The organism is Burkholderia sp. GW821-FHT14F03 (assembly GCF_058803765.1).
Genome location: NZ_JBXAPG010000012.1, coordinates 129,156 through 152,511, shown reverse-complemented (window position 1 = coordinate 152,511; position 23,356 = coordinate 129,156). Strand labels below are relative to the sequence as shown.

General features: G+C 70.7%; 20 protein-coding genes. 14 read left to right on the top strand and 6 right to left on the bottom strand.

Features of this window, described 5'->3' with window-relative positions; genetic code table 11:
- Positions 1-69: 69 nt before the first annotated feature.
- Positions 70-708, bottom strand: coding sequence for a TetR family transcriptional regulator (locus AC1RQF_RS10640; RefSeq protein WP_274003329.1), 639 nt, complete (start codon positions 706-708; stop codon positions 70-72).
- Positions 709-870: 162 nt separating this feature from the next.
- Between AC1RQF_RS10640 and AC1RQF_RS10635 the strand changes: the two genes are divergently transcribed.
- From AC1RQF_RS10635 to AC1RQF_RS10615, 5 genes are all read left to right on the top strand, one after another.
- Positions 871-2,076, top strand: a complete 1,206-nt coding sequence (locus AC1RQF_RS10635) for a MexX/AxyX family multidrug efflux RND transporter periplasmic adaptor subunit (RefSeq protein ID WP_274003328.1) — start codon at positions 871-873, stop codon at positions 2,074-2,076.
- Positions 2,077-2,095: 19 nt separating this feature from the next.
- Positions 2,096-5,230 (top strand): multidrug efflux RND transporter permease subunit, encoded by a 3,135-nt coding sequence (locus AC1RQF_RS10630; protein WP_492872012.1) that lies wholly within the window; start codon positions 2,096-2,098, stop codon positions 5,228-5,230.
- Positions 5,230-6,726 (top strand): efflux transporter outer membrane subunit, encoded by a 1,497-nt coding sequence (locus AC1RQF_RS10625; RefSeq protein WP_274003324.1) that lies wholly within the window; start codon positions 5,230-5,232, stop codon positions 6,724-6,726. The genes AC1RQF_RS10630 and AC1RQF_RS10625 overlap by 1 nt, the downstream gene beginning before the upstream one ends.
- Before the next feature lie 122 nt (positions 6,727-6,848).
- Complete coding sequence (locus AC1RQF_RS10620; RefSeq protein WP_492872011.1) at positions 6,849-7,934, top strand: alpha/beta fold hydrolase; 1,086 nt, start codon at positions 6,849-6,851, stop codon at positions 7,932-7,934.
- 171 nt (positions 7,935-8,105) lie between these two features.
- A complete protein-coding gene (locus AC1RQF_RS10615; protein ID WP_492872010.1) occupies positions 8,106-8,360 on the top strand; it encodes a hypothetical protein in 255 nt (84 codons plus the stop codon).
- Between the two features lie 70 nt (positions 8,361-8,430).
- On the opposite strand, the gene AC1RQF_RS10610 is transcribed toward AC1RQF_RS10615, so the two are convergent.
- Positions 8,431-9,333 carry a LysR family transcriptional regulator gene (locus AC1RQF_RS10610; RefSeq protein ID WP_492872008.1) on the bottom strand — a complete coding sequence of 301 codons (903 nt, stop codon included), beginning with the start codon at positions 9,331-9,333 and terminating at the stop codon, positions 8,431-8,433.
- A gap of 146 nt (positions 9,334-9,479) precedes the next feature.
- On the opposite strand from AC1RQF_RS10610, the gene AC1RQF_RS10605 reads away from it, so the two are divergent.
- Positions 9,480-10,499: an NAD(P)H-quinone oxidoreductase gene (locus AC1RQF_RS10605; RefSeq protein ID WP_492872007.1), complete on the top strand. Its 1,020-nt coding sequence runs from the start codon at positions 9,480-9,482 to the stop codon at positions 10,497-10,499.
- Positions 10,500-10,626: 127 nt separating this feature from the next.
- Here the strand turns inward: AC1RQF_RS10605 and AC1RQF_RS10600 are convergent, their stop codons facing one another.
- Entirely contained in the window at positions 10,627-13,005 is a 2,379-nt protein-coding gene (locus AC1RQF_RS10600) for a tetratricopeptide repeat protein (RefSeq protein WP_492872005.1), read from the bottom strand.
- Between the two features lie 453 nt (positions 13,006-13,458).
- Here AC1RQF_RS10600 and AC1RQF_RS10595 point away from each other — a divergent pair, with 453 nt between their 5' ends.
- The 7 genes from AC1RQF_RS10595 (at position 13,459) to AC1RQF_RS10565 (ending at position 20,365) form a co-directional block, all read left to right on the top strand.
- On the top strand, positions 13,459-14,106 hold the full coding sequence (locus AC1RQF_RS10595) for an RNA polymerase factor sigma-70 (protein WP_274003313.1): 648 nt from the start codon (positions 13,459-13,461) through the stop codon (positions 14,104-14,106).
- A 100-nt stretch (positions 14,107-14,206) separates the two neighbouring features.
- The gene (locus tag AC1RQF_RS10590; RefSeq protein ID WP_274003312.1) at positions 14,207-14,452 is read left to right on the top strand and encodes an MbtH family protein; all 246 of its coding nucleotides are present in this window, start codon (positions 14,207-14,209) and stop codon (positions 14,450-14,452) included.
- A 67-nt stretch (positions 14,453-14,519) separates the two neighbouring features.
- Entirely contained in the window at positions 14,520-15,533 is a 1,014-nt protein-coding gene (locus tag AC1RQF_RS10585) for a TauD/TfdA family dioxygenase (RefSeq protein WP_274003311.1), read from the top strand.
- 14 nt (positions 15,534-15,547) lie between these two features.
- A complete protein-coding gene (locus tag AC1RQF_RS10580; RefSeq protein WP_274003309.1) occupies positions 15,548-16,417 on the top strand; it encodes an ABC transporter ATP-binding protein in 870 nt (289 codons plus the stop codon).
- Positions 16,414-18,531 carry a Fe(3+)-hydroxamate ABC transporter permease FhuB gene (gene fhuB / locus AC1RQF_RS10575; protein WP_492872002.1) on the top strand — a complete coding sequence of 706 codons (2,118 nt, stop codon included), beginning with the start codon at positions 16,414-16,416 and terminating at the stop codon, positions 18,529-18,531. The genes AC1RQF_RS10580 and fhuB overlap by 4 nt, the downstream gene beginning before the upstream one ends.
- Positions 18,528-19,352 carry a siderophore-iron reductase FhuF gene (fhuF, locus tag AC1RQF_RS10570; RefSeq protein WP_492872000.1) on the top strand — a complete coding sequence of 275 codons (825 nt, stop codon included), beginning with the start codon at positions 18,528-18,530 and terminating at the stop codon, positions 19,350-19,352. The genes fhuB and fhuF overlap by 4 nt, the downstream gene beginning before the upstream one ends.
- Positions 19,349-20,365, top strand: coding sequence for an ABC transporter substrate-binding protein (locus AC1RQF_RS10565; RefSeq protein ID WP_492871998.1), 1,017 nt, complete (start codon positions 19,349-19,351; stop codon positions 20,363-20,365). The genes fhuF and AC1RQF_RS10565 overlap by 4 nt, the downstream gene beginning before the upstream one ends.
- 598 nt (positions 20,366-20,963) lie before the next feature.
- Here the strand turns inward: AC1RQF_RS10565 and AC1RQF_RS10560 are convergent.
- The 3 genes from AC1RQF_RS10560 to AC1RQF_RS10550 all read right to left on the bottom strand — a co-directional run bounded on the left by AC1RQF_RS10560 (position 20,964) and on the right by AC1RQF_RS10550 (position 22,760).
- Positions 20,964-21,479, bottom strand: a complete 516-nt coding sequence (locus AC1RQF_RS10560; protein WP_492871997.1) for an SRPBCC family protein — start codon at positions 21,477-21,479, stop codon at positions 20,964-20,966.
- Complete coding sequence (locus AC1RQF_RS10555; RefSeq protein WP_492871996.1) at positions 21,479-22,078, bottom strand: RBBP9/YdeN family alpha/beta hydrolase; 600 nt, start codon at positions 22,076-22,078, stop codon at positions 21,479-21,481. The genes AC1RQF_RS10560 and AC1RQF_RS10555 overlap by 1 nt, the downstream gene beginning before the upstream one ends.
- Before the next feature lie 106 nt (positions 22,079-22,184).
- Positions 22,185-22,760 carry a hypothetical protein gene (locus tag AC1RQF_RS10550; protein ID WP_274003297.1) on the bottom strand — a complete coding sequence of 192 codons (576 nt, stop codon included), beginning with the start codon at positions 22,758-22,760 and terminating at the stop codon, positions 22,185-22,187.
- Between the two features lie 105 nt (positions 22,761-22,865).
- On the opposite strand from AC1RQF_RS10550, the gene AC1RQF_RS10545 reads away from it, so the two are divergent.
- Positions 22,866-23,294, top strand: coding sequence for a hypothetical protein (locus tag AC1RQF_RS10545; protein WP_492871994.1), 429 nt, complete (start codon positions 22,866-22,868; stop codon positions 23,292-23,294).
- Positions 23,295-23,356: the final 62 nt, after the last annotated feature.

The window sequence follows — 23,356 nt, the reverse complement described above, 5'->3', positions numbered from 1 at the left end:
TGACCGGCGCGATGCGCCAGTTGTTCCTCGTACTCGTCTTATTTGTGATGGCGCGGAATCAGGACCACATCACGGCGAGGACGGTCGGAGCAGGGCGGGCGCGGTGCGCAGCGCATCGAGGCCGGCGTTGAGCAGGGCCTCGGCGTCGGTCCAGCGCGCGCCGCGCAGGCGCGTGGACCACATCAGCGAGCCGAAGATGCCTTCGATCAGCGACAGCAGGTAGACCCCCGCGAGGTGGATGTCGAGGCCGGCGTCGAGTTCGCCCGCTGCGACCATTCGTCGCAGCAGCGCCTTCGCGATGCGCAGCGTCTGCAGTTCGTACAGCGTGCGGCGGCGCATCAGCGGCGCGTTTTCCTCGCAGCGCTCGCATTTCATGTAGAGGATCTCGACCACGCGCTGCAACGAGCCCGGCTCGCTGCACTGCCGCAGGTAGTGCAGGGCGGCGCGCCGCAGCATGCCGAGCGTGGGCTGCTCGTCGCCCAGCTCGAAGTCCTCGGCCGCCCGCGAGAACGCGCGGTCGCACACCGCGAGACAGACCTCGATCTTGTTCTTGTAATGGCCGTACACCGCGCCGCGCGACATCCCGGCCGACTCGGCCAGGTCGGCCATCGCGGTCTGCGCCACGCCTTTCTCGAGCAGCACCAGCTCCGCCGCATCGAGGATGCGGTTCTTGGTGTTCAGCGATTCTTCCCTGGTTTTGCGGGCCATCTCGAACCTCCCGTGTCCGTTTCTTACATAATGCTGTCGCTTTCAAGCGACATTCAAACTTCTCGCCACAGATTGTCCTTTATTTAATCAGTCATGACTGATTAAAATCAAGCGCCCTGAGCGGCCCGCATTGTACGGGCTGCGCTCCCGTTGAGGATGTTCATGAAAAATCTCCGTGCCGCCCCCCGTCATCCGTTGTCGCTGATCCTGGTCGCGGCGCTCGTCGTCGCGGGTTGCGGCAGGCGCGAGGCGAGCGAGCCGGCGGCGGCGGCGCCGGAGGCGACCGTGATCACCGTGAAGACGAGCGCGGTGCCGCTGACGATCGAACTGCCCGGCCGGCTCGACGCGTATCGGCAGGCCGAGGTGCGCGCGCGGGTCGCGGGCGTCGTGACCGCGCGCACCTACGAGGAAGGGCAGGAGGTGAAGGCGGGCGCGGTGCTGTTCCGGATCGATCCGGCGCCGCTCAAGGCCGCGCGCGACGCGGCCGAGGGCGCGCTCGCGAAGACGCAGGCGGCGCTGCTCGCCGCCAGCGACAAGCGGCGGCGCTACGACGATCTGGTGCGCGACCGCGCGGTCAGCGAGCGCGATCAGATGGAGGCGCTCGCGGACGAGCGCCAGGCGCAGGCGGCCGTCACCTCCGCGCGGGCCGAACTGGCGCGCGCGCAGCTGCAGCTCGGCTATGCGACCGTCACCGCGCCGATCAGCGGCCGCGCGCGGCGCGCGCTCGTCACCGAGGGCGCGCTCGTCGGCCAGGACCAGGCCACGCCGCTGACCACGGTCGAGCAGCTCGATCCGATCTACGTGAACTTCTCGCAGCCGGCAGCCGACGTCGAGGCGCTGCGGCGCGCGGTCAGCAGCGGCCGCGCGGCCGGCATCGCGCAGCAGGACATCGAGGTCACGCTGCTGCGCGCCGATGGCACGCCGTATGCCCGCAAGGGCAAGCTGCTGTTCGCCGATCTCGCGGTCGACCCCGCGACCGATACGGTCGCGATGCGCGCGCTGTTCCCGAATCCCGAGCGCGAACTGCTGCCGGGCGGCTACGTGCGGCTCGCGCTCGACCGCGCGGTCGCCCGCGATGCGTTGCGGGTGCCGCGCGATGCGCTGCTGCGCAGCGCCGACCACGCGACGGTCAAGGTCGTGGGGCCGGACGGCAAGATCCGCGACGCGGAGGTCGAGGCCGAGCGCATGAAGGGCGACCAGTGGCTCGTCACGCGCGGGCTCAAGAACGGCGAGCGCGTGGTGGTCGACAACGCCGCCCAGTTCGCGGCCGGCACCACCGTGAAGGCGGTCGAGCGCGCGGCGCCGGCAACTGGCCCGGCCAACGGCGCGGCCGACGGCGTCGCGCCGTCCGCCGCGTCCCAATCCTGATTCCGATTCAGCACACACCATGGCTCGTTTCTTTATCGATCGTCCGGTCTTCGCCTGGGTGATCTCGATCTTCATCATGCTGGGCGGCCTGTTCGCGATCCGTTCGCTGCCCGTCGCGCAGTACCCGGACATCGCGCCGCCCGTGGTCAGCATCTACGCGACCTATCCGGGCGCGTCGGCGCAGGTCGTCGAGGAATCGGTCACCGCGGTGATCGAGCGCGAGATGAACGGCGCGCCCGGCCTGCTGTACACCTCCGCGACGAGCGGCACCGGCACCGCGACACTCACGCTGACCTTCAAGCAGGGCGTGAACCCCGATCTCGCGGCGGTCGAGGTGCAGAACCGCCTGAAGACCGTCGACGCGCGCCTGCCCGAAGCGGTGCGGCGCGACGGCATCACGGTCGAGAAGGCCGCGGACAACATTCAGCTCGTGGTGTCGCTGACTTCCGAGGACGGCCGCCTGAGCGCGGTGCAGCTCGGCGAATACGCGTCCGCGAACGTGGTGCAGGCGCTGCGCCGGGTCGAGGGCGTGGGCAAGGTGCAGTTCTGGGGCGCCGAGTATGCGATGCGCATCTGGCCCGATCCGGTCAAGCTTGCCGGGCTCGGCCTGAGCGCCTCCGACATCGTGTCGGCCGTGCGCGCGCACAACGCGCGCGTGACGATCGGCGACATCGGCCGCTCGGCCGTGCCGGACGACGCGCCGATCGCCGCGACCGTGCTCGCGGACGCGCCGCTCAAGACGCCCGAGGATTTCGGCGCGATCACGCTGCGCAGCCGCGCGGACGGCGCCGCGCTGTTCCTGCGCGACGTCGCGCGGATCGAGTTCGGCGGCAGCGAGTACAGCTACCCGTCCTACGTGAACGGCAAGACCGCGACCGGGATGGGCATCAAGCTCGCGCCGGGTTCGAACGCGGTCGCGACGGAAGCGCGCGTGCGCGAGACGATGGACGACCTCGCCAAGTACTTCCCGCCCGGCGTCAAATACCAGATCCCGTACGAGACGTCGTCGTTCGTGCGCGTGTCGATGCAGAAGGTCGTGACGACGCTGATCGAGGCCGGCGTGCTGGTGTTCCTCGTGATGTACCTGTTCATGCAGAACCTCCGCGCGACGCTGATCCCGACCCTGGTCGTGCCGGTCGCGCTGCTCGGCACGTTCGGCGTGATGTTCGCGGCCGGCTTCTCGATCAACGTGCTGACGATGTTCGGCATGGTGCTCGCGATCGGCATCCTCGTCGACGACGCGATCGTGGTGGTCGAGAACGTCGAGCGGCTGATGGTCGAGGAGGGGCTCGCGCCGTACGAGGCGACCGTGAAGGCGATGGGGCAGATCAGCGGGGCGATCATCGGCATCACGGTGGTGCTGACCTCGGTGTTCGTGCCGATGGCGTTCTTCGGCGGCGCGGTGGGCAACATCTATCGTCAGTTCGCGCTGGCGCTCGCGGTGTCGATCGGTTTCTCGGCGTTCCTCGCGCTGTCGCTCACGCCCGCGCTGTGCGCGACGCTGCTCAAGCCGATCGACGCGGGCCATCACGAGAAGCGCGGCTTCTTCGGCCGCTTCAACCGCTTCGTCACGCGCGCCACCGACCGCTACACGCACGGCGTGGGCCGGCTGCTCGCGAAGCCGCTGCGCTGGCTCGCGGTCTACGGCGCGCTGACGGCGGTGGCCGTGCTGATGATGACGAAGCTGCCGACCGCGTTCCTGCCGGACGAGGACCAGGGCAATTTCATGGTGATGGTGATCCGCCCGCAAGGCACGCCGCTCGCGGAGACGATGAAGAGCGTGCGCGAGGTCGAGGCGTATGTGCGCGGCAAGGAGCCCGCCGCGTATACGTTCGCGCTCGGCGGCTTCAATCTGTACGGCGAAGGCCCGAACGGCGGGATGATCTTCGTCACGCTGAAGAACTGGCAGACGCGCAAGGGCGCGCACGACCAGGTGCAGGCGATCGTCGCGCGCATCAACGAGCGTTTCTCGGCCACGCCGAACACGGTGGTGTTCGCGATGAACTCGCCCGCGCTGCCGGACCTCGGCTCGACGGGCGGCTTCGACTACCGGCTGCAGGATCGCGGCGGGGTCGGCTACGCGGCGCTCGTCGCCGCGCGCGAGAAGCTGCTCGCCGAGGGCCGCGACGATCCCGCGCTGACCGACCTGATGTTCGCGGGCACGCAGGACGCGCCGCAGCTGAAGCTCGACATCGATCGCGTGAAGGCGAGCGCGCTCGGCGTGTCGATGGACGAGATCAACGCGACGCTTTCCGTGATGTTCGGCTCCGACTACATCGGCGACTTCATGCACGGCGCGCAGGTGCGGCGCGTGATCGTGCAGGCCGACGGCGGGCATCGCGTCGACCCGGAGGACGTGAAGAAGCTGCGGGTGCGCAATGCGAAGGGCGAGATGGTGCCGCTGTCGGCGTTCGCGTCGATGCACTGGACCGTCGGGCCGCCGCAGCTGACCCGCTACAACGGCTACCCGTCGTTCACGATCAACGGCTCGGCCGCGCACGGCCGCAGCAGCGGCGAGGCGATGGCGGCGATGGAGCGGATCGCGGCGCGCCTGCCCGCCGGCGTGGGGCATGCGTGGTCCGGGCAGTCGTACGAGGAGCGGCTGTCGGGCGCGCAGGCGCCGATGCTGTTCGCGCTGTCGGTGCTGGTGGTGTTCCTCGCGCTCGCCGCGTTGTACGAGAGCTGGTCGATTCCGTTCGCGGTGATGCTGGTGGTGCCGCTCGGCGTGATCGGCGCGGTGCTCGGCGTCACGCTGCGCGGCATGCCGAACGATATCTATTTCAAGGTGGGGCTGATCGCGACGATCGGGCTGTCCGCGAAGAACGCGATCCTGATCGTCGAGGTCGCCAAGGATCTGTACGCGCAGGGCCTGTCGCTCGCCGATGCGGCGCGCGAGGCCGCGCGGCTGCGCCTGCGGCCGATCGTGATGACGTCGCTCGCGTTCGGCGTCGGCGTGCTGCCGCTCGCGTTCGCGTCGGGCGCGGCGTCCGGCGCGCAGATGGCGATCGGCACGGGCGTGCTCGGCGGCGTGATCACCGCGACGGTGTTCGCCGTGTTCCTGGTCCCGCTGTTTTTCGTGGCGGTCGGCCGTCTGTTCAACGTCGGCCCGCGCCGGCGCGGCAGCGCCCCGGCCCCCGCGCTGGAGAATCATTGATGACTGAGCGGATCAGCGGCGCACGCCGCTTCCCGACCCCGCCGGGCGCGCCGGCCTGGAGCGCCGCGCTCGTCGCGGCGCTGCTCGCGGGCTGCACGCTCGCGCCACGCTACGAACGGCCGGCCGCGCCGGTGCCGGCGGCGTATACCGACGCCGCGTCCGGCGCGGCCGCCGCGACGCCGGCTGCGGACGCGGCTGCGGCGGCGCGCGCCGCGCAGCTCGACGACTGGCGCGCGTACTTCACCGAGCCCGCGTTGCGCGCGCTGATCGACGCGGCGCTCGCCAACAACCGCGACCTGCGCGTCGCGACCTTGCGCATCGAGGAGGCGCGCGGCCTGTACGGCGTCGCGCGCGCGGACCGGCTGCCGTCGGTGGACGGCAATCTCGGCTTCGAACGCGCGAGCCAGTACGACCCGGTGGTGCGCGAGCGCGCGATCAGCGGCCTGTATCGTGCGGGCGTGGGCGTGAGCGCCTTCGAGCTGGACCTGTTCGGCCGCGTGAAAAGCCTGTCGGACGCGGCGCTGGCCGAGTACTTCGCGACCGCCGAGGCGCAGCGCGCGGTGCGCATCAGCCTGGTCGCCGAGGTGGCGACCGCCTATGTGAACGAGCGCGCGCTGGTCGATCAGCTGGCGCTCGCGCAGCGCACGCTCGACGCGCGCGAGCGGAGCCATGCGCTCACGCAGCGCCGCTACGCGGCCGGCACCAGCACCGCGATCGAGCTGCGCACCACGGAACTGCTGGTCGCGTCGGCGCGCGCCGCGCAGGCCGCGCTCGCGCGCGAGCACACGGCGGCCGTCAGCGCGCTGCGGCTGCTCGTCGGCGATTTCACGCAGGACGTGGCGGCCGGCGCGAGCGCGCTCGATGCGCTGACGGTCGCGCCGGTGCCGGCCGGGCTGCCGTCGGAACTGCTCGAACGGCGGCCCGACATCCGCCAGGCGGAGGCGCGCCTGATCGCCGCGAACGCGAACATCGGCGCGGCGCGCGCGGCGTTCTTCCCGCGCATCACGCTGACGACCGAGGTCGGTTCGGTCAGCGACACCTTCGCGAGCCTGTTCGCGGGCGGTACCGGGGTGTGGTCGTTCGCGCCCCGGCTCACGCTGCCGATCTTCGCGGGCGGGCGCAATCGCGCGAATCTCGACGTCGCCGAGGCGCGCCGGCATATCGCGGTCGCCGAGTACGAGAAGGCGATCCAGGTCGCGTTCCGCGAGGTGTCGGACGGCTTCGCCGCGCGCGGCCAGATCGACGCGCAACTGGCCGCGCAACAGGCGGCCTACGACGCCGACCGCGAGCGTCTGCGGCTCGCGGAGCGGCGCTACGGCGGCGGGGTGGCGAGCTATCTCGAACTGCTCGACGCGCAGCGCGGCACCTTCGAGTCCGGACAGGAGCTGATCCGGCTCAAGCAACTGCGGTGCGCGAATGCGATCGCGCTGTATCGCGCGCTCGGCGGCGGGTGGTCGCGGGCCGAGTGCGCGCAAGCCGGCTGCGCGGCGGCCTGAGCGCAGCCGCCCGCGCGGCGAACCGCGATCGTACGCATCGGCTGCAAATTGGGTAAGGTAACGGCCGTTGTCGAATAAGTACGATAGCGTGTCGATTGACCTATTTTTCAGATGGAATGTGTATGTGGGCTGTAATCAGGAACCGGCGGGCGCGGGCGGCGGCGCTCGGCGTCGCGCTGGTCATGGGCGGCGCGGGCGCGGCGCGCGCGCAGGGAATCGAGGCGGCGGACGCGGCGGGCCGTGAAGCGTCGGCGGCGTCCGCCGCTGCGCCGGCCGAGCCGGCGCGCGGCGGGGCGCTGGAGGCGGGGCGCGGGGCGGACGGGCCGCCCGCATCGTCGGACAGCGGCGCGGCCTCGGGCGCGGCGGGCGTCGAGGCGGGCGCTTCCGCGCCGGTGGCCGGCGCGGCGGATCCGCACCAGGTGATTCCTTACGGTTCGGCGACGTCGCGCGCGGAACTGGACGGCATGACGCTGCCCGTGTGGACCTATCGCCCGGCGAACTGCGCGCCGCGCATGCTGATGCTGGTGTTCCACGGCGTGTCGCGCAATCCCGCCGACTATCGCGATCATGCGAAGCCGCTGGCGGACAAGGTCTGCGCGGTGGTCGTCGCGCCGCTGTTCGACAAGGATCGCTTCCCGCGCGACGCGTATCAGTACGGCGGCATGCGGGCGGGCCAGGACGAGGGTTCGACCTCGCTCGCGCTCGTGCCGCCTCTCGCGGACTGGGCCCGCCGCGCGGCGGGGCAGCCGACCCTGCCGCTCGTGCTGCTCGGCCATTCGGCGGGGGCGCAGTTCCTCGATCGGGTCGCTGCGTATTCGCAGTCCGGCGCGGCGCGGATCGTGATCGCCAATCCGTCGACCTGGGTGATGGCGCGCGCGACCGACGACGTGCCGTTCGGCTTCGGCGGGCTCGGCTGGCGGCGCAACCAGGAAGAGGCCATGCGTGCCTACCTGGGCCAGCCGATCACGATCCTGCTCGGCATGGACGATGTGCACGCCCATCTGCTCGCCAAGGAGAAGGAGGCGGTCGCGCAAGGGCCGAACCGCTTCGCGCGCGGGCTCAACGCGTACCACAGCGCGCAGGCGATGGCCCGCAGCAAGGGCTGGGCGTTCGAGTGGCGCCTGCTGGAGGTGCCGGGGGTCGGGCACGACGCCGCGCGGATGTTCGCGTCGCCGCAGGCGGAGCGGGCGCTGAGCGGGGTGCGGTAAGGGCGCGGCGTGCCGCCTGAGCCGTTGTTTCCAGGCGTCGGGAACGGGGGCGCGCCCTCTGCTCTCTGCTCTGTCGATCGTCGCGCCGGCGGTCGACTCGTTGCCGGCGGCGAGCGCGTCGAGATCCGCTCCTGGACGCCGCCGCGCCTCCCGTCGACCGATCTGGTCCTGGTGCGGACCCGGTTTGATCCGCGCGAGGACGGGCAGGCGGATCCCGCCGTCACGGCGCTCGCGCGGGTCGACGCGACGGGCATGCGCGACGGGACGGCCGACGCGGCGTTCGCGCAGCGCGAGGCACGGCGTCCCGGGCATGTCCGCCGGGAACGGACCGGCGTCCGGGCCGTCGATCCGCCGGTCGCGCGCGTGGCGCGACGCGGGATCTACGCGCTCGAGCTGGAAGGGCAGGACGCGCGCCGGGCCGGATGAACGGCGCGGCGTCTCCGGGTGACGGTTCCCGTCATGGAACGCCGGGCCGGCCACGCCCGTCGGCGCGGCCTCATCGCGTGCGCGCGCGGCCGCGCGCCGCCGCCGGCGTCGCCTCGAACACCTGCACGATCCGATCGATCATCGCGCTGATGCGCGCGGTATGCCGCAAGTCCTGGTGCGTGACCAGCCACACCTCGTAGGCCGTCGCGCTCGTGCGCGTCGGCCAGATTCTCACGAGGCCGTCGCGTTCGGCGATCGGCAGCGGCACCTCGCCGATGCCGAGCCCCGCGCGCACCGCGGCGCGCACCATCAGGCTCGAATTCAATCCCGACACGATCCGCCCCGCGTGGATCGGCTCGCCGACCAGGGTGAGCGAACGACGCGCCTGCAGATACGGCAGGTAGAACACGAGGTCGTGCCCCGCGAAGCCCGTGCCGGGCGTCGGCTCGCCCAGCCGGTCGAGATAGTCCGGCGACGCGAACAGCCCCACCGGCCAGGCGGCGAGCCGGCGCGTGAGCAGGTCGGGATTGTCGGGCTTGACCGTGCGCACCGCGATATCGGCTTCGCGCCTGGCGAGGTTCTGCACCTGGGTCGAGGTGTTGAGCAGCACGCGCACGTCCGGATGCGCGGCGTGCAGGTTGCGGATCGCCGTCATCAGGAATTCGACGCCGAGCGAATCGGTCGTCGTCACGCGCACGTCGCCCGCGAGGCGCTGGTCCACGCCCTGGGTCTGCCGCACGAGATCGATCGACGCCTGTTCCATTTTCTCCGCGGCGCGCAGCGCGACCTCGCCGGCCGACGTCGGCGCATAGCCGCCCGAGGTGCGCAGGAACAGCATCGCGCCGAGCGCGCGCTCGAGCGCGGCAAGTCGCCGGCCCACCGTCGCCTGGTCCAGGCCGACGACGCGCGCCGCGCCGCGCAGGCTGCGCTCCCGATAAACGGCAAGAAAGATCCGCGTGTCGTCCCAGTTCAAGAACAGGCTCCCGAAGTGGTGCAAATTTGCATCTGTGCGCGTGAAAATCGCTGCGCGAATTCATCAGCCGCCAAGCATATACTTTTTTCGACGCCGCGCTGCCAGCCGGCGCGAGCGGCGATTTCCCATTCAGAGCGAGGTGCATCGTGTCAGACGTTTCCTGTCCCATTCCGGCCGTGATGACGGCGATCGAAATCAGCCGGCCCGGCGGCCCCGAGGTGCTGACGCCCGTCGAGCGGCCCGTGCCGCGGCCCGGCGCCGGCGACGTGCTGATCCGGGTGCGGGCGGCGGGCGTGAACGGCCCCGACGTCCTGCAACGCAAGGGCGTCTACGATCCGCCGCCGGGCGCGTCCGACATTCCGGGGCTCGAAATCGCGGGCGAGATCGTGGCGGTGGGCGGCGCCGTGCAGCGCTTCGCGCCCGGCGACCTGGTGTGCGCGCTCGTGACGGGCGGCGGCTATGCGGAGTACGCGGTGGCCGACCCGCGCGCGACCATGCGGCTGCCGGCCGGCCTCAGCCTGGTCGAGGCGGCGGCGCTGCCGGAGACCTTCATGACCGTGTGGCTCAATCTCGTGCGGCGCGGCGGGTTCCGGGCCGGCGAATCGGTGCTGATCCACGGTGGCGCGTCGGGTATCGGCACCACGGCGACGATGTTCGCGAAGGCGCTCGGTGCGTCGACCATCATCACCACGGTGTCGTCGCCCGCGCATCGCGACGCGAGCCTGCGGCTCGGCGCCGATCACGCGATCAACTACCTCGAGGAGGACTTCGTGGAGCGCGTCGCGGCGTTCACCGAGGGGCGGGGCGTGGACGTGATCCTCGACATCATCGCGGGCGACTATGTCGCGCGCAACTATCGGGCGGCCGCGATGAACGGCCGGGTCGTGCAGGTGAGCGCGTTGAAAGGGCCGGCGAACGGGGTCGACATGTGGATGATGCTGGCCAAGCAGCTCACGCATATCGGTTCGACCCTGCGCCCGCGCAGCTACGACGACAAGGCGACGATCATCGCCGAGCTGGAGCGGCAGGTGTGGCCGCATGTCGAGGCGGGGCGGGTCAAGCCGCAGGTGTACCGGACCTTCGGGCTCGAGCAGGTGCGCGATGCGCATGCGCTGATCGACTCGGGCGCGCATGTCGGGAAGATCGTGCTGACCGCCGGGGCGTAGCGGGGCGAGGGGCCGCGCGGCGCGGCGCAAGGTCGAGGTCGTTCGACAGGCGGATCGAGGAGGTGGGTCGTCCCTGCCGTCGTGCATGCGGAACGCCGGCTTGCCCGCGCGCATCCCTCGATCCGCGCTACGTCGGGTTCTTCTGCAATGCCTGTTTTGCTTCGCGCGCCTTGGCGACCCATTCGCGCAGCGAGGCACTGTCATCTCCGCTGTAACGGAGAATGATCGCATCATAGACGGCGATAGCCTCATCGGCGAGACCGCGTCCGGCAAGCGAGAGCCCCTTGTTGATCAAGGTCTTGGCCACCTGCGCGCGCATGGCGAGGTTGTCGTCGAGACCATAGCGCTGGTCGACTTCGTCATAGGCCTTGATCTCCTCGTCGCTGCGATGGAGCTTGCCGAGGCGGTATCCCCGATTGAAGAGCGCCTTGGCCATTTGCATGCGCAGGGCGGGCGCGCTGTCATCGCGATACAGCCGATCGATTTCGGTGTAGGTCGCGATTTCCTCGGCATAGCGTCCGACGACCCCCAGTCGGAATCCCTTGTTGAACAGGGCGGAGGCGACTTGCTCGCGCAGGGCGGGGGCAGGGTCCAGGCCGTAGCGGCGGCTGATCTCGTCGTAAACCGCGATCGCGTCTTCGCTGCGGTCGAGCCGGCCCAGCTGGACGCCTTTGTTGAACAGCGCCATCGCAACCTGTTCGCGCAGCGGCGTGCTGCCGTGCTGGCCGTAGCGTCGGTCAACCTCGTCATAGACCGCGATCTCTTCCAGGCTGTGCCCGAGCCGTCCCAGGGCGAAGCCTTTGTTGACGAGCGCCTTGGCCACTTGTTCCCGTATCGCGGGATGCGCATCGTGGCCATAGCGCTGCACGATCTCGTCATAGATGGCGATCTCTGCCTTGTAGTGGGCGAGGATGCCCTGGTCGATGGCTTTGTTGAACAAGGCCTTGGCCACCTGCTCTCGTACGGCGGGACTGGCGTCGCGACCGTAACGGCGATCAATTTCGTCGTATACGCCGGTTTCTTCGGTGCCGCGGCCAAGCGCCTCCAGGCACGCTGCCTTGTTAATGAGCGCCTTCGCGACCTGTGTGCGCAAGGCCGTGTTGTCGTCTTCGCCGTAACGCCGGTCGATCTCGTGATAAACCTCCAGTTCCTGATCCCGCAGATTGAGCACGCCCAGGCGGAATCCCTTATTGAAGAGCGCTTTGACGACCTGGACGCGCATCGCCGGACTGTCATCCTCGCCGTAGCGTTGCACGATCTCGTCATAGATGGCGATGGCCTCGTGGCTTAGGCCGAGTTTGCCCAGCCGGACCGCCTTGCTGAAAAGAGACTTGGCAACCTGAAGACGCAGAATGGGCGCGGCGTCTTGGCCGTAGCGCTGAATAATTTCGTCGTAGAGGGCGGTCTCTTGATCGGCGAGATCGGATCTGCCTAACTGGATGGCTTTATTGAAGAGCGACTTGGCGACCTGCTCGCGCAGGACGGGGTTCTCATCCCGGCCGTAGCGTTTCACGATTGCGTCATAGACAGCCAACTCGTCGTCGTGGCGATCGAGTGCATCCAGCAGGGTGGCCTTGCTGAGGAGCGTATTGGCGACTTGTTCGCGCAGGGCGAGGCTGTCATCCGTTCCGTAACGTCGGTCGATCTCATCGTAAACGGCCAATGCTTCATCGTTGCGTTCGAGCGCTTCGAGCGCCAAGGCCTGATAGCGCATGATCATCGCGCGGGTTTCCGGCGGGCTGTGTTCGGCGTCGGCGCATGCCAATGCCGTCTCGAAGCTGTGCAACGCCGCATCGAAACGACCGGCCTCATAGTCCTCGGCGCCTTGGGTGTAGCGATTGACGGCGGCGGACCGGTTGTCCGGCTTTGCGCCGACGTCCGGGGCGTCGCTCACCGTCTGCGGGCTTGCCTTGTCCAGGGACGGTTGCGACGGCTGAGCGTCGTTCTCCTGGCGCGGACGGACCTGCAAGGCCGCTTGCTCGATGGCTTGCCGGGTTTTTTGGGCATGGGCATCGACTTCCGTCTTGCGCTGCTCGATTTCGCTGGCGGCTTCGCTGGCCTTCCGCTGGAGCGCCGCGAGTTGCCGTTTCAGGGAGTCTGCTTCCGTCTGCAACGAGTGAATCTGCTTGCCGATGGACTTGCGGTGATCGCTGAACCACTCTTTGGCCGCCTCCCTGGCTTCGCTCACGGCGCGATGTTTCGCGCTGAAGTAAGCCGCGAAGCCGGTAATGACCGCGACGAGCGTGATGCCTAGTCCAACCAGTGTCGACAGGTTGGAAATCGCGCCCATGAAATTGGCCTGCTGCGAGGTGGCGAGGCTGAGGTCGCCGATGCGCTTGTCCTGCGCGTCGAGCCGGTCGCCCGTCGATTCCTTCAGGTGGGCGAGGTCCTTGTCGAGCATGCGCGCCTGTTCCTGAAGCTGTCGGATGTCGTCCGGCGACGAGGCGAACGCGGTCTGCATGAGCAACGCCAGGCACAAGGACAGGCAAAACAGGATGGGGCGCATGCTTGTTCTCTTGATGTTGGGCATGAAGCGCGGGCGGAAGGGGAGGTCTCTCGCGCGAGATCATACCCGACGGGCATCAAATAGGGATTGATTAGGCACGGCGGAGGCGGCGAGCCGTCGTCCCGAACCGCCCGGGAACCTGACAGGCGGCCTGCTCATGCTTTCATTTTTATCAAGGGAGCGATCGGCGCAATGCCGTCGCGGCTTCGCATCCGGCTGGCGGCGTCGAGGTGTCAGGTTCTTGTCGGGCATCCAGTACGGCGCGCCCGGTCGCGCTGCGACAGGGCTTGACGCCGATCCGTCCGGCACCTCGGGGCGGCGTGCTCCCGGGTACAACTTTCATCTAACTTTCGTACAAATCACTAACAATGATATGGGTATTTCTAAATCATATTGAGAACGATTCGCGTTTGCGTTAGATTTCGTCTTATCGTACAAATACGGAGCAGATCTATGGCGGAAGTGCTCGTCAGACCGGAACCCGCAGCGGCGTTCGCCCTGCCGATCTTTCATTCCGGCGACGCCTATTCGCCGGGCGCTCCAACGGCCCGCGCGCAGGGCGCGCTGCTCGACGTGCTGATCTCGAACCGGCCGATGCTGGTCAATGTCGCGCGCGCGTTCCTCGGCTGCGCGAGCCGCGCGGAGGACGTCGTGCACGACGTGTTCATCAAGCTCGTCGAGTTCCCGAACCAGGATGCGGTGCGCCAGCCGGTCGCCTACGTGACACGGATGGTGCGCAATGCGTCGATCGACGCGTGCCGCCGCCAGTCGCTCGAGAACATCTACCACGCCGATGAGGACGACGGCCTCGACGTGCCGTCGGCCGAGCCCTCGCCCGAAGCCGCCTTGCTGACCCGCGACACGCTGCGCCGCGTGCAGCAGGCGCTCGCGCAGCTGCCCGCGCGCAGCCGCGTCGCGTTCGAGATGGTGCGCCTGCGCGAGGAGACGCTGCAAAGCGTGGCGCGCGCGCTGAACGTGTCGCAGACCCTCGTGCATTTCATGGTGCGCGACGCCGAACGCTACTGCGTCGATTGCCTCGACGCGAGCGAGCGCGGCGACGACTGCCCGGAATTCTGCAGCGGCCGCGCGCGCCGGCGGTAAAAAAGCGCGCGCGCGAATCGTCTATCCGGTACAGGCGCGCGCCCGCTCCGTCGGGCGACGCGCGATTCCCTCCGAACGCTTTCCGAACGAGCATCCGATCATGACGCAAGCCCAGCCTTCCTCCAGCGACGCGGACGACGTCGTCTACACGGTCGTCATCAACGACGAGGCGCAGTACTCGATCTGGCCGACGTTCCGCGACGTGCCCGCCGGCTGGCGCGAGGTCGGTGTGCGCGGCCCCAAGGCCGACTGCCTCGCGCATATCGACGCGGTCTGGACCGACATGCGGCCCGCGAGCCTGCGCCGTCACCTGGACGGCGTCGCGTCCGACGCGCGCGCATCGTGACCCGGCCGGCCCGGTCCCGGGCCGGGCGGCCCTGGCCGGGTGTTCGTTTTCCGTCACAGGAGTTCGTATGACTTCGCTTTCCCCGTCCGCCATCGCACGACCGACGCTCGACGACCTGCGCATCGAGCCCGGCCTGCCGACGGTGGTGTCGCCGCGCGCCGGCGCGGACCTGTCGCTCGACGAAGCCGCGCCGCTGCTGCGCGAGATCGTCGCCGACTCGCTCGAGCGCGCGGGCGGCGTGCTGTTCACCGGTTTTCGCGTCGATTCGATCGAGGCGTTCCAGCAGTTCGCGCGCGGCTTCGGCGATCCGCTGATCGGCTATGAGTTCGCGTCGACGCCGCGCAGCCAGGTCGAGGGCGCGGTTTACACATCGACCGAGTATCCGCCGCACCGCTCGATCCCGCTGCACAACGAGCAGTCGTATACGCGCGAATGGCCGCTGCGGATCTGGTTCCATTGCGCGCTCGCCGCGCGCGTGGGCGGCGCGACGCCGATCGCGGACAGCCGCGCGGTGCTGCGCGCGCTCGATCCGGCGCTGGTCGCGCGCTTCGCGAAACGCGAGCTGCTGTACGTGCGCAACTTCGGGCAGGGGCTCGACCTGCCGTGGCATCAGGCCTTCGGCACCGACGACCCGCGCGAGGTGGAGCGCATCTGCGCGGCGCGCGGCATCGCCTGCGAATGGCGCGAGAGCGACGACGGCGAGCCGCTCCTGCGCACCCAGGAGCGCTGCCAGGCGGTCGCGCGCCATCCGCGCACGGGCGATCTCGTCTGGTTCAACCAGGCCAACCTGTTCCATCTGTCGGCGCTCGACGAGGACATGCAGGAGGCGCTCGTCGACGCGGTCGGGCTGGAGAACGTGCCGCGCAACGTCTACTATGGCGACGGCGCGCCGCTCGAGGCGGACGCGCTCGCGGAGATCCGCGCGGTGCTCGACCGCCAGCGCGTGGTGTTTCCGTGGGTCACGGGCGATGTCCTGATGCTCGACAACATGCTGACGGCCCATGCGCGCGACCCGTTCGAGGGGCCGCGCAAGGTGGTGGTCGCGATGGCGCAGAGCTACAGCGAGAAGGCAAGCGGTTAGCGGATGACGAAACGATGAAGAAGACGGCGGCAGTCGCGCTCGCGGCGCGCGCGCTGACGGTCGGGTATCGCGAGCACGTGGTGCTCGACGGGCTCGACCTGGAGATCCGCGCGGGGCGGGTGACCGCGCTGTGCGGGCCGAACGGCTGCGGCAAGAGCACCTTGCTGCGCACGCTGGCCGGACTGCAGCCGGCCTTGTCCGGCGAGGTGGACGTCAACGGCGCGCCGCTCGGTTCCTACCGGCGGCGCGCGCTCGCGCGCACGCTCACGATGCTCGCGCAGTTCAACCAGATTCCGGCCGGGCTCACCGTGCGCGAGCTGGTCGCCTACGGCCGCTACGCGCATGGCCGCTGGCTGCGCGGGCTCGATCGCGCGGACCACGCCGCGATCGACGAGGCGCTCGATGCGAGCGGGCTCGCGGCCGACGCGGGGCGCGACGTCGCCGCGCTGTCGGGCGGTGAGCGCCAGCGCGCGTGGATCGCGATGGCGCTCGCGCAGCAGGCGCCGATCGTGTTGCTCGACGAACCGACCACCTATCTCGACATCCATCACCAGCTCGACATCCTGCGCGAACTGCGGCGTCTCAATCGCACGCGCGGGCTCACCATCGTGTGGGTGCTGCACGACCTGAACCAGGCGGCCGCCTACAGCGACGAGATCGTGCTGATGCGCGCGGGCCGCATCGTCGCGCAGGGTACGCCCGACGCGATGCTCGATCCGCGGCATCTCGACGCCGCGTTCGACGTGTCGATGCTGAAGCTCGCCCATCCGCGCACCGGCGCGCCGATGTGCGTGCCGGCCTACGAGGGCGTGCTCGATGCGCCCGACGCCGCCGACGGGACCGCCGCCGCCGCGCGCGCGTCGGACCGGAGCCTCGCGGCATGACGACGCTCGCCGCCCGCAAGCGGCTGCACGGCCCCGCGCTGCGCGACGACTGGCGCGTCGGTCCGCGCAGCCGGGTCGGCATGCTGGCGGGCGCATTGCTCGCCGGCATCGTCGTCATCGCGCTGCTGCGCCTCGCGCCCGACCTGCGCGCGTGGCTGGCCGCCGCGCCCGGCAGCGACGCCGCGCGCCTGGCGCACATCCTGCTGTTCGATCTCAATGCGCCGCGCGTGGCCGCCGCGCTGGTCGCGGGCGGCGCGCTCGCGGTCGCGGGCACGCTGTTCCAGGCGCTCACGCGCAATCCGCTCGCCTCGCCGGACCTGCTCGGCATCACGGGCGGCGCGCAGCTCGGCCTGTTGGCCGCGATGCTCGTGCCGGCGCTGGCCGGCGTCGCGCAAGTGCCGCTGCTGTTCGTCTGCGGGCTCGGCGCGGCCGCCTGCGTCGCCGCCGCCGCGGGCGGCTGGCGCGCCACGCCGCTGCGGCTCGTGTTGGCGGGCAGCGTCTGCATGCTGCTGTTCGGCGCGCTGACCACGCTCGCGCTCGCGTTCTTCGAGCAAAGCATCGTCGGCGCGTCGCTGTGGGCCAACGGCAGTCTCTATCAACCCGGCGCGGCGGGGCTGCTCGGCGCGCTCGCGTGGCTCGCGCCCGGGCTCGTCGCGTTGCCGTTCGTGATCCGGCCGCTCGATCCGCTCGCGCTCGGCGACGACGCGGCGGCCGCGGCCGGCGTGCCCGTCGACGCGACGCGCTTCGCCGCGATGGTGGTCGCGGTGGGCTTCGCGAGCGTGGCGGTCAGCATCGCCGGGCCGCTGTCCTACGTGGGCCTGATCGCGCCGAACCTGCTGCGGCAGGTGCGCGGCGCGCGCGCCGCGCGGCTCGCGGCGCTCGTGCCGCTGTCCGCGCTGGTCGGCGGCGCGCTCGTGCTCGCGACCGACAGCGCCGTGCAGGCGCTCGATCTCGAAGGCACGCTGACGACCGGGGTCGCGATCGCGCTGGCCGGCACGCCGCTGATGCTCGCGATGATCCGGCGCGGCGCGGCCTGGTCGGGCGTGCTGCACGCGGGCGCCGAGGCGCGCGCGGCGGGCGGCGGCGGCACGCGCCTGATGCGCGTCGTCGGCGGGTGGCCGTGGCCGCTCCTGGCCGCGGCGCTGTTCGCGCTGTTCGCGTGCGTGGTGGCGGCCGGCGTGTCGGCGGGGCCGACGCTGCTCGGCGTCGCGCGCTGGCAGGCGCTGCTGGCCGGGCAGGACGCGGTGGCCCGCATGATCGTCGACCTGCGGCTGCCGCGCCTTCTGTGCGCGCTGCTCGCGGGCGCCTTGCTCGCCGCGAGCGGGGTGCTGATGCAAAGCATCGTGCGCAATCCGCTGGCCGGCCCCGAAGTGCTCGGCGTCACCCAGGGCGCGGGGCTCGCCACGCTCGTGCTGCTCGTGGCCTGGCCGCTCGCCGGGCACGGCGCGCTCGCCGCGGCGTCGCTCGCGGGCGGCGGCGCGACGCTCGCGTTCACGCTGCTGCTGAATCGCCGGCATCGCTACGCGCCGCTCGCGGTCGCGTTGACCGGGATCGTGATCGGCACGCTGTGGACCACGCTGTCGCAATGGCTGATCACCCAACAGAGCGTGCAGCCCGCGCGCTTCGTCGTGTGGCTGATCGGCGGCACCTACGGCCGCAGCTGGGGCGAGGTCGCCGCGCTGCTGCCGTGGTGCGCGCTCGCGCTGCCGGTGTTCGCGCTGCTCGCGAAGCCGCTCGACCTGCTCGCGCTCGGCGACGATCAGGCGGCCGCGCTCGGCCTGCCGCTCGGCGTGCTGCGCCCGCTCGTGCTCGCGGTGGCGACGCTCGCGGCCTGCGCGGCGGTCGCGGCGGTCGGGCCGATCGGCTTCATCGGACTGATGGCGCCGCATCTCGCGGCGCTGCTTGGCGCGCGCGCGCATCGCACCCGCCTGTGGCTCGCGGCCGTGTGCGGCGCGCTCGTGCTGGCGGCGGCCGATATCGCGGCGCGCACGCTGCTCGCGCCGCGCGAGATTCCGGCCGGCGTGCTGACCGCGCTGATCGGCGCCCCCTACCTGCTCGCGCTGCTGGTCGCCGAGTCCCGGCGCGAGCGCAAGGGCGCGCGGGGGCGCGGATGAGCCTGAACCCGGCCGCGCCCTGGCCGGACGGCGCGGGCGCGCAGTGTTTCGCGGCCTTCGTGCCCGCGTCGATCGCCCACTACCTCGAACACGTGTGGCTCGGCGCGCCGTCCGGCGCGGCCGAGCCCGCCTTCGCGGCGGAGGCGTCCGCGCACGCGGTCGTGCTGCCGGCGGCGGCGCTCGACGGCGAGCGTCACGCGCTGCTCGACGCGATGGTCGCGCTGTACGGCGGCGATGCGGACCAGCATGCGCGCGCGCTGCTGTCGCAATGGAGCAAGTACTACTTCGGCTTCGCGGCCACGGCGGGTTTCGCCGCCGCGCTGCTGCTCGGCCGGCCGCTCGACCTGACGGGCGCGCGGGTCGCGCTGCGCGCGGGCCTGCCGGTCGCGTTCGGCGTCGACCCGGCCGCGCTCGGCGCGGCCGACCCCGATCCGGCGCGCCGCTACGGGCCGCTCGTCGCGCACCTGCGCGAGGTGATCGGGCAGCTGGCCGCGATGACCCGACTCTCGCCGCGCGTGCTGTGGAGCAATGCCGGCAATCTGCTCGACTACCTGTTCGAGCAGTGCGCGGACCTTCCCGGCGCGGCCGACGATGCCGCCTGGCTGTTCGGCCCGCTCGACGCGGACGGCGAGGCGAACCCGCTGCGCCTGCCGGTGCGGCGCGCGCGGCCGTGCTCGACGCGGCTGCCGAATCCGTTCCGCGCGCGCCGCGTGTGCTGCATGCGCAATGAAATTCCGGGAGAGACCCAACTGTGTGGAAGTTGTCCGCTGCTGCTGACGATGTGCGACGACGCGATCGCGTTGCAGGAGACGATGCGATGAGCGTGCAGGCTCCCCGGCGTCGCATGCTGGGCGCGGTGCTGGCGGCGGCGTGCGGCGCGGCGTTCGCGCCGCTTGCGCGCGCCGCGGCCGAGGTGCTGCCCGGCGCGGCCTGCGGGCCGCTCGCCGGCAATCCCGTGGTGTCGCAGGCGAGCGCCGTGCTGCCGGCGCGGCCGGCCCGGATCGTCGTGCTCGAATTCATGTTCGCCGAGGATCTCGCGGCGCTGGACATCACGCCCGTCGGCATGGCCGACCCCGAGTACTACCCGGGCTGGATCGGCTACGACGACGCGCGGCTCGCGCGGGTGCCGGACATCGGCACGCGCCAGGAGCCGAGCCTCGAGGCGATCGCGGCCGCGCGGCCCGATCTGATTCTCGGCGTGGGGCTGCGCCATGCGGCGATCTTCGCGGCGCTGGAGCGGATCGCGCCGACCGTGCTGTTCGCCTACAGTCCGAACTTCGTGCGCGACGGCCGGCAGGTGACGCAGCTCGACTGGGCGCGCGCGATCCTGCATACGCTCGGCTGTTTGACCGGCCGCGTGGAAGCGGCGCGCGCGGTCGACGCGCGGCTCGCGGCCGTGCTCGCGCGCAACGCGCGGCGGCTCGCCGAGGCCGGGCGGCGCGGCGAGCCGGTCGCGTGGCTGCAGGAACTGGGGTTGCCCGATCGCTACTGGGCCTTCACCGGCAACAGCACGGCGGCGGGCGTCGCGCGCGCGCTCGGGCTCACGCCCTGGCCCGGCGAGTCGACCCGCGAGGGCACTGCCTACGTGACCTCGGAGGACCTGCTGAAGCGGCCGGACCTCGCGGTGATGTTCGTCAGCGCGACCGGGCCCGACGTGCCGCTCGCCGCGAAGCTCGATTCGCCGGTGTGGCGGTTCGTGCCCGCGCAACGCGCGGGACGGGTCGCGCTCGTCGAGCGCAATATCTGGGGGTTCGGGGGGCCGATGTCCGCGCTGCGGCTCGCGGACGTGATGACGGAATCGTTGCTGGCGTTGCCGAAGGCGGGCGGGCGTTGATGCGCTGATGCCGCGACGGCGCTTCGGGGTGGGGCGCAGGGCGCGCGGTGACGGGGCCGACCGAGCTCGCGGCAACGGCATCGACGCCGTCGCGCGGCCGCACGGTCGGGCGCGCCGCAGTCACACGGTGCGCGGTTGGCCTTGCCGAGTCCGCATCGTCGTCTTCGTTTTCTCGATCAGGTCAGCGCGTACCTGCCCGCACGGTCGGGCGGGCCGCAGTCACACGGTGCGCGGCTGGCCCTGCCGCGTCCGCATCGTCGTCTTCGTTTTCTCGATCAGGTCAGCGCGTACCTGCCCGCGCGGCCGCACGGTCAGACGGGCCGAGTCACACGGTGCGCGGCTGGCCTTGCCGAGTCCGCATCGTCGTCTTCGTTTTCTCGATCAGGTCAGCGCGTACCTGCCCGCGCGGCCGCGCGGTCAGGCGCGCCGCAGTCCACGGTGCGCGGCTGGCCCTGCCGCGTCCGCATCGTCGTCTTTGTTTTTGCGATCAGGTCAACGCGTACCTGCCCGCGCGGCCGCACGGTCAGACGCGCCGCAGTCACACGGTACGCGGCTGACCTTGCGCGTCCGCATCGTCGTCTCCGTTTTTGCGATCCGGTCAACGCATACCTGATTCGACGCGTCGCTTGAGCGCGGCATTCATCGCGACGAATTCGAGGCGGGTGTCCTCGACCACCGCGCGCGTCAGCCGGCCCGCGAGCCATCCCGAGAACCGTTCGCGCTGCTCGAAGCGGGTGCCGCCCGCGACAGCCGTCAGGCGCAGGCAATGGGTGCCGTCGAACAGACCGTCGACGCCCACGCTGCCGCGCCAGCAGATCTCCGCGTCGTCGCGGACGCGTTGCACGATCGGCCTGAAGGTCATCGTGTCCGCGCCGCGCCCGAGCACGATGCGCAGCGTCGCGCCCTCGCGGAATGGGCCGTCGATCTCGGTGATGAACGGATTCCACGCCGGATAGGCCGCGCGATCCGTCACCACGCGCCAGACCTCGGCGGGCGGCCGGGCAATGAACTGGTCGGCGCGGATTTCCAGATCCTCGTGCAGCGCGGCGAGCGCCGCGCCCATGCCCGCGGCGCCGAGCGCGAAACCGATCAGCAGGCGCCTGCCGCGCTTCATCATGACGCGCCGCGCGCGTTCGCCCGCGGCGCGACGAGTGCGGCCAGGGCCCGCGGGAGCCGGGTAAAGCCCTCGCGGTCGAGGAAGTGGCCCGCGCCGGCCACGATTTCATCGGCGCCGCGCAGCGAGGCGGACCGGTCGCGCGACGCGGCCGGCGTCACGATCGTATCGTTGTCCGAGTAGATCGACGCGATCCGCGGCGCGCGCCGGATCACCTCGGCGTGATCGAGCGGCGCGTCGGTGAACGCACGCAGCGTCGGCAGCGTCGACAGGGGCCGGTCGAAGCCGGACACGAGCAGCAGGCCGCCGATGCGGGTGCCGGCCGGCAGCGTCAGCAGGTGCCGGAGCACGCTGATGCAGCCGAGGCTGTGGCCGACCAGCAGGGTATTCGCGTCGGCCGCCGGCACGAGCGCGCGCAGCGTCTCGGCCCATGCGCGCGGCGTCGGTTCATCGGGAGCGGGCATGGCCGGCACGTCGACGCGCGCGCCTTCCGCGCGCAAGGTCTCGGCGAGCCAGGGAAACCAGTTGGCGGCGGGCGATGCGGTGTAGCCGTGCACGATCAAGACGTGCTTGCCGGCGAAACGCGGAGCGGAAGTCATGAGGTCCCGGGTGTCGAGGCGCGGCGCGCGGGGCGAAGGAAAGCCGTGGCGCGTCATTCTAGGCCTTGCGCGCCGGGACTGCACGAGCGCCGCGCGCCTCCCGGCCTCAATGCGCGCCGGCGGCCGGGCGCGGCGTCGCACCCGGGTCGCTGGTCTGCAGCCCGCGCTTTCTGAGCACGATCGAGACGACGAACCACATCTGGTTGTTCACCTGCTGCGACAGGTCGGCGATGTAGCCGGCCGTCTTGCCGTCCCAGGTCGCGCGGTAGTAGCGCTGCATCACGGGGTCCTCCAGCATCGCGATCAGGTGCCGCAGCTCGTCGTCCGACAGCTTCGCGTTCCGGATCATGCGGCGCGTGAGCAGCGCCTGTTCGCCGTACCCGGAGCGGATCTTGTTGGCGATGATCTCGTTGACGTCGGCCTGGACGCCTTTCCAGGCATCGGGCGACACGTTCGGGTTGAACTTGCGCGTCGCGTTCAGCAGGTAGCCGGCCGTCGCCTTTTCGAGCGAGGCGGGGTCGCCGTGTTCGTTCAGGACGATGATCCGCTGGATCAGCGCTTCGTTGTTCGGGGCTGCGTTCGTGTCCGGGGACGGCGCGGCCGGGGTCCGGGCGCAGGCGAGCAGCAGGAGGGAGGCGGCCAGCGCACGCCGTGCGCGTGAAAAGCGAGGGTTTATGTTCATTCTGTTTTGAAATAGGTCTGCTTTGATTATATCGAGTCGACTCCCGGGGCCTGCCGGGCGGGGTCGATCGAGGCCGGCGCGGCCCATGGGCGCGAGGCGGCCGGCGTGCAGACCAACGGAGAAAACATCATGAATACGTTGGCCGACGAACCGTTGTCGAACCGTTCCATCGAGGCCTGGCAATTCAGGCTGCACTGCGCCGTGATTCCGTTCGTGATTCTGGTGATGGTCGCGGGGCCGCTCTATCTGGGCTATCTCGTGACGTGGAGCAGCCATGCGGACTCCAAGTTCATCGGGTTCGTCCTGGACAACTACCTGGTGTTCTTCGTGTTGCCGTATGTCGGGCTGTTCGCCTACTTCATCGTCACGACCCTGCGGATGAGCAACGGGCCGGTTGGTGTTCGAACTCGGGACGTTCATCCGGATCAAGGGCGCGGCGGGCCCGATCCTGTTCTGGATCATCACGTTCGTCGCGATCAGCGCGACGATCAAGGCGTGCTGGAAGGGCTGGCGTTGAGCGCGCGGCGCGCATGAATGAAAACGGCCACCGGAGTGGCCGTGGCAAGCCCGCCGGACCGGCGGGAGCGGGGGCGGAG

Bases quoted from the DNA above. Each gene is read 5' to 3' on its own strand.
- AC1RQF_RS10640 (WP_274003329.1), bottom strand. From the start codon at position 708: ATGGCCCGCAAAACCAGGGAAGAATCGCTGAACACCAAGAACCGCATC.
- AC1RQF_RS10635 (WP_274003328.1), top strand. From the start codon at position 871: ATGAAAAATCTCCGTGCCGCCCCCCGTCATCCGTTGTCGCTGATCCTG.
- AC1RQF_RS10630 (WP_492872012.1), top strand. From the start codon at position 2,096: ATGGCTCGTTTCTTTATCGATCGTCCGGTCTTCGCCTGGGTGATCTCG.
- AC1RQF_RS10625 (WP_274003324.1), top strand. From the start codon at position 5,230: ATGACTGAGCGGATCAGCGGCGCACGCCGCTTCCCGACCCCGCCGGGC.
- AC1RQF_RS10620 (WP_492872011.1), top strand. From the start codon at position 6,849: ATGTGGGCTGTAATCAGGAACCGGCGGGCGCGGGCGGCGGCGCTCGGC.
- AC1RQF_RS10600 (WP_492872005.1), bottom strand. From the start codon at position 13,005: ATGCGCCCCATCCTGTTTTGCCTGTCCTTGTGCCTGGCGTTGCTCATG.
- AC1RQF_RS10595 (WP_274003313.1), top strand. From the start codon at position 13,459: ATGGCGGAAGTGCTCGTCAGACCGGAACCCGCAGCGGCGTTCGCCCTG.
- AC1RQF_RS10590 (WP_274003312.1), top strand. From the start codon at position 14,207: ATGACGCAAGCCCAGCCTTCCTCCAGCGACGCGGACGACGTCGTCTAC.
- AC1RQF_RS10585 (WP_274003311.1), top strand. From the start codon at position 14,520: ATGACTTCGCTTTCCCCGTCCGCCATCGCACGACCGACGCTCGACGAC.
- AC1RQF_RS10580 (WP_274003309.1), top strand. From the start codon at position 15,548: ATGAAGAAGACGGCGGCAGTCGCGCTCGCGGCGCGCGCGCTGACGGTC.
- fhuB (WP_492872002.1), top strand. From the start codon at position 16,414: ATGACGACGCTCGCCGCCCGCAAGCGGCTGCACGGCCCCGCGCTGCGC.
- fhuF (WP_492872000.1), top strand. From the start codon at position 18,528: ATGAGCCTGAACCCGGCCGCGCCCTGGCCGGACGGCGCGGGCGCGCAG.
- AC1RQF_RS10565 (WP_492871998.1), top strand. From the start codon at position 19,349: ATGAGCGTGCAGGCTCCCCGGCGTCGCATGCTGGGCGCGGTGCTGGCG.
- AC1RQF_RS10560 (WP_492871997.1), bottom strand. From the start codon at position 21,479: ATGAAGCGCGGCAGGCGCCTGCTGATCGGTTTCGCGCTCGGCGCCGCG.
- AC1RQF_RS10555 (WP_492871996.1), bottom strand. From the start codon at position 22,078: ATGACTTCCGCTCCGCGTTTCGCCGGCAAGCACGTCTTGATCGTGCAC.
- AC1RQF_RS10550 (WP_274003297.1), bottom strand. From the start codon at position 22,760: ATGAACATAAACCCTCGCTTTTCACGCGCACGGCGTGCGCTGGCCGCC.